This is a genomic window from Aquiflexum sp., from assembly GCF_041751335.1.
GTDB lineage: Bacteria > Bacteroidota > Bacteroidia > Cytophagales > Cyclobacteriaceae > Aquiflexum.
Genome location: NZ_JBGSXS010000179.1, coordinates 1 through 4,897, shown reverse-complemented (window position 1 = coordinate 4,897; position 4,897 = coordinate 1). Strand labels below are relative to the sequence as shown.

At 37.1% G+C, this 4,897-nt stretch carries 5 protein-coding genes and 1 pseudogene; all 6 read left to right on the top strand.

The window, feature by feature from the left end; translation table 11 throughout:
* A partial coding sequence (locus ACEW8U_RS09955) for a hypothetical protein (protein ID WP_373521890.1) occupies window positions 1-402 on the top strand: 402 nt, incomplete at its 5' end.
* Window positions 403-528: 126 nt separating this feature from the next.
* Window positions 529-1,593: a DUF3500 domain-containing protein gene (locus ACEW8U_RS09950; RefSeq protein ID WP_373521889.1), complete on the top strand. Its 1,065-nt coding sequence runs from the start codon at window positions 529-531 to the stop codon at window positions 1,591-1,593.
* A gap of 412 nt (window positions 1,594-2,005) precedes the next feature.
* Complete coding sequence (locus tag ACEW8U_RS09945) at window positions 2,006-2,368, top strand: hypothetical protein (protein WP_373521888.1); 363 nt, start codon at window positions 2,006-2,008, stop codon at window positions 2,366-2,368.
* 7 nt (window positions 2,369-2,375) lie between these two features.
* On the top strand, window positions 2,376-3,374 hold the full coding sequence (locus tag ACEW8U_RS09940; RefSeq protein ID WP_373521887.1) for a type II toxin-antitoxin system antitoxin SocA domain-containing protein: 999 nt from the start codon (window positions 2,376-2,378) through the stop codon (window positions 3,372-3,374).
* Window positions 3,375-3,472: 98 nt separating this feature from the next.
* The gene (locus ACEW8U_RS09935) at window positions 3,473-4,198 is read left to right on the top strand and encodes an FRG domain-containing protein (RefSeq protein WP_373521886.1); all 726 of its coding nucleotides are present in this window, start codon (window positions 3,473-3,475) and stop codon (window positions 4,196-4,198) included.
* A gap of 360 nt (window positions 4,199-4,558) precedes the next feature.
* Window positions 4,559-4,897, top strand: a pseudogene (locus tag ACEW8U_RS09930) (S9 family peptidase); the annotation flags it as partial.

Sequence of the window (4,897 nt, the reverse complement as noted above, 5' to 3'; positions counted from 1 at the left end):
GCTTCGGCCAACAAGGTGGTGAGGTTTGATCCGGGAAACAAAAACCAAACTGTGTACCATACCAATCACCCGATTGTCAACGATGATGTGAAACCTTGGTTTGCTCAGTACAATCCAAAAGAAATTACAGACGCACTCCCTGTCACATCCAACAGTTATATCCGATTGGCGGCTTTGACAACAAGAATTGCCGATACCGACGCTGTCACAGATGACCTTATCAAAGATGCCTTGCGCTCAAAAGATGACGCCAACAATCCAGTGTGCCGGATACTTGATCCCAAAAAGAATGGTTTCACATTTGCCTCTGTGGTCATGACCCTGACAGGAGAGCCTAATCTTCAGATTACAGCAGGTCCCCCTTCGGAAAGTGAGTATTTGAAGGTTGATTTTTCCAATTAGAAAAAGGAAAAATTATGCAGGACCAAATCATAATTGAAAGTAATGGATTGCTTTAAATCCAAGGCAGAACAATAGTACTTTTAAAACAATTGCCCCTTTACTCATCTTTAACCACTAATTTCCAAAATGAAAAAATCCCTCTTGCTCCTTTTGTTGTTGTCTTTTGGCACCGGGCTCTTTGCCCAATCCAAAACCGATATGGTCAAAGTCACCAATGATTTCCTGGAATCTCTATCTCCCAATGAAAAAAGCAGTGTCCTCTTTGCCATGAATGACAGCCTTCGTACCCAATGGACCAATCTACCGATTGGTTTGGCACCAAGGAAAGGACTTAAGTATGGAGATTTGTCAGAACAGAGCAAGATCAGTTTCCACAAGATCCTAAGTACTATCTTCAGTTCGCAGGGATATCTGAAAACCTTTGCCATCATGCAGGTTGACGATATCCTTCACGAGATTTTTGAGATTGCCCATGAGCGTGATCAGATTGATGAGCAGACCATTGGCTTTATCCGCACTTTGGATTGGGATTATGGCAATTATTTTATAGCAATTTTAGGCAATCCAACTATGGATGATGCTTGGGGTTTTAAATTTGAAGGACACCATATTTCCATCAACCTGACCGTAACCAAGAATTCGTTTACCATGACACCGCTGTTTCTTGGTTCGGACCCGGCAGTGGTGGAAGTCACCCAATATGCTGGCCTAAGACCGTTGAGCAAAGAAGAAGACTATGGTTTTTGGTTTGTCAATACCCTGGATGATACCCAAAAAGCCAAGGCCACACTCAGTCAGGAAGTTCCCAAAGATATCCTGACCAATCCTGACCGACCGCAATGGTATGCCGATTTTATGGGGATCAAAGGTTCTGAACTACGACCCGAACAACAGAAAATCCTCCATTACCTGATCGAAGAATACATGAATAACATGGAAAAGGAAAAGGCGGAAGAATACCTGGACATCCTCCATGCGAGGGGAATGGATGAAGTTTATTTTGCCTGGATTGGAAGCTATGAACCCATGAAAGCGCATTATTACATGATCCATAGCCCGGATTTTATCATAGAGTACGACAATGTCGGCTTTCTCGACAATGCCAACCATATCCACTCTATCTTCCGAGAAAAAGGAAATGATTTTGGAGAGGATATTCTCCGAAAGCACTTATTGGAACATAAACATTGATTTCATTTAAAAAATTCTCCGAATCTTTTTAAAGCGCTAATGAATGCATTATGACTTTTTTTCCCAAACGCTTCCTGATCAAAAATTCGCCAGCTGCATAAAGACCTAGCTTATCCATAGATTCGGATTTAATTGCAATATTTAATCTTTGACCCTCCATCCTAAAACTAGGATAGAGAATTCCATCTATGTTGGAATGATTTCTCATCATATCAGTATAAATTGCTGAACCTGTTATAATCTTAGTAGTTAATAGCTCAAAAATCAAATCTCACTTGCTTCTGTAAGTCATTTGGCTGTTTTTAGTAGATCCTAAGCTTTGGCCCACAGGGAAAGAAGATCTTTAAAATCAATTCGAATTTAACTTTAAAGGTTAATATTTTTAAATAAATTTGTTTTTCAACACTTTATCGTGATACCTTTGCAAAAAACATCAAGAGAAAAAGTCGAAGAATTCCTAAAGGAATTTAAGGATAAAATGAAGTTCTGGGGAGTGGTTTTTCTCGATGATCGAGGAAAAAACTTTGAAACACTTACCCAGCTTGATATCCGCCCGAAGGATCGAGAACAAATCATAGAAGCATTAATTGTTGAAGATTACTCAGAAGGTCCAAAGCCGGAGGAAATGTACGGTACCAGAGAAATGTGGGTCTTTGGGAAAATTGTAAAAGGGCAAGAGATCTATATTAAGATTACAAAAGGAATACTAGGTTCAAAAGTCCTTTGTATTTCATTTCATTTTGCCGAGCGAAAATTAAAATACCCTTTCAAATAACCATTTTATGAAAAGTCCATTCACTGGAAAAGAAATGCCTTTAAAGCATGAGGTACGAACTGTCACTTTTCGGAAGGAAGAAATTAAAACAAGATTCCAATTTTACTTGTGCGAGGATACCGGAGAGAAATTTACCACAACAGAATTGGATGAATACAATCTGTTGATGGTAGAGCATCCCTATCGTGCTAAATACCATATCCCTCAACGAGAAGAGATCATTGAAATAAGAGAAAAATATGGTCTCTCCGCAATTAGGATGGGAGAAATTCTGGGTTTTGGACAAAACACCTACGGCCTCTATGAGAAAGGAGAACTACCCTCTTTAGCCAATGCAAACTTAATTAAGCTCGCCCGAGATCCGTTCAAATTTAGAAGTCTATTAGAGGATTGGAACTCGAAATCTGATAGTACTAAAATTGAACTTTTAAAAAGAATTGATCGATTAATCTCCCTAGAAAAACAAAAACTTATTAATCTTGACGATTATTTAATGGGAGATGATGAACCAAGTATTTTGACGGGATATAGTAAACCTAACTTTGAAAAGTTTGTAGAAATGATCGTATTCTTTTCTAACAAAACTCCTTGCTATAAAACCAAAATGAATAAACTTCTATTTTATGCTGATTTCTCATATTTCAAAGAATATGGTAATTCTATCAGCGGAATAAAATACAGGGCAATTAATTATGGTCCTGTGCCTAACATGTTTGAAACAATTTTTGAAAACCTAGTGGAAAATAATGTCATAGATATCGAATACTTTGATAAGCCTAATGGTAATCGAATTGAAAAATTACTAGCTAGAAAAAATCGGTTATTTAATTCTGAAATTTTCAGCACTGAAGAACTAGTTACTTTAGATAAAATCGCTTCAAAGTTCAAATATATTTCGACAAGAGATATAGTTGAGATCAGTCACTTAGAAAAAGGCTGGTTAGAAAATAAAGATGGTAAACAATTTATTTCTTACGATTTTGCTATGGAACTCAAAGCAATTTAAAGTGGAAAAACCAAACTTAAAACAGGTTCATTAAGCCTTCCCCAGGATAATTATTAAAGAAATAATGAATTTGATAGCTTCTATTTTAGATAAACAGAATGGATCGATCTTACTATAGAATCCCTGTCAGTTCTTTTCAAGATCTGCAAAATAAAATCAATTCCTTTTCCTTGTTAGAAAGCGAGACCAGACTTTTTCGGGGTCAAAGTCGTGCCTCTTGGAATTTAGAATCTGGACTTTTCCGAAGTTTAAGAGACAAGGGACAGATCAAGAACTTCTATCAACAAGAAGAAATCGAATTGGAAAGCTTTTTCAAAAATGCCCGGTTTTCAACTTGGACTGAACACTCCCCTATTCAAAAGCTTTCTATCGCTCAACACTATCAAGCCAGAACTAGACTATTAGATTGGTCTGAAAGTTGGGAAATAGCACTTTGGTTTGCCTTTTATGACAATGAAGAAAGAAAGGAGAGAGCACTCTATTCTATTTTTATTGATCCTTGGGATATATTTCCAGAAGAATATCAGGAATTTCCTGACTATTGTCTAGTAAGATTTATCAATCCTCAAAAGTTCTTATCAAATCCTCGAATACAAAATCAGCGAGGGTGGTTTTCCACACAAGCCGCAAGAATAATACCTCCGGATAAAGTTAGAAGTGGTGATGGAATACCTCAGTTTGACAAAATGGGTTTGATTGAAGAGGACCCACATTTCAATTTTAAGATCACAAAATTCATATTACCTGACTTTATTAGAGATGAAGTCTTGACCTACCTAAAAGAAAAAGGAATAAATGATAATTTTATTTTTCCCGATAATTAGTAAGAAAATAGTTTTAGCATAATTCTAAATTTGTCATATTTTTTCACATAATCACCGATATTGTTAGCTAGCTGTTCAAAAGAAATCTCTTCTCTAACGCAATTATTTTTTATCCTCTTTGTATAATCATAAACCGTAAGAATGATGTCATGAACTGGTAAATTTAATGTAACCTTTATCAATTAGATAGGCTTTAAAGTTTTCTATCTTTTTTCAATGTACTTCTATTTAAAATTAAAATCTTCACATCATGTTTGCCAAGCAAAAATTAAATACGATTTCAATTATTTTGGGAAGCCATCATAAGTGATAATTGCTAACTTTATAAGCTTACTATTTTCAACTTGAAACCCAACCCCAATGAAAAAACCCCTCACCATCCTCCTCTTCTTCCTCTTTTTCCAGTTATCTGCCCAATCCATTTCCGACTACCTCTCGGTACCCTTCCCGACTTCGCTGACAGCTGCTCCGGATGGCAATGCGATTGCATGGGTTTTCAATGACCAAGGAGTGCGGAATGTTTTTTATGCCAAGGCACCTGGATATGAAACCAAGAAACTCACCGATTTCAAAGGCGATATCGGAGTGGATATCGGGGATTTGGTCTTTTCTCCTGATGGGAATTCTTTGGTGTTTGTGAGGGGAAACAGCCGAAACCCTGTTGGTGAACCCGCCAATCCGGCCCAATTGCAGGAAAGT

Excerpts from the sequence above, each read along its gene's own strand:
- ACEW8U_RS09950 (WP_373521889.1), top strand. The coding sequence starts at position 529 with ATGAAAAAATCCCTCTTGCTCCTTTTGTTGTTGTCTTTTGGCACCGGG.
- ACEW8U_RS09940 (WP_373521887.1), top strand. The coding sequence starts at position 2,376 with ATGAAAAGTCCATTCACTGGAAAAGAAATGCCTTTAAAGCATGAGGTA.
- ACEW8U_RS09935 (WP_373521886.1), top strand. The coding sequence starts at position 3,473 with ATGGATCGATCTTACTATAGAATCCCTGTCAGTTCTTTTCAAGATCTG.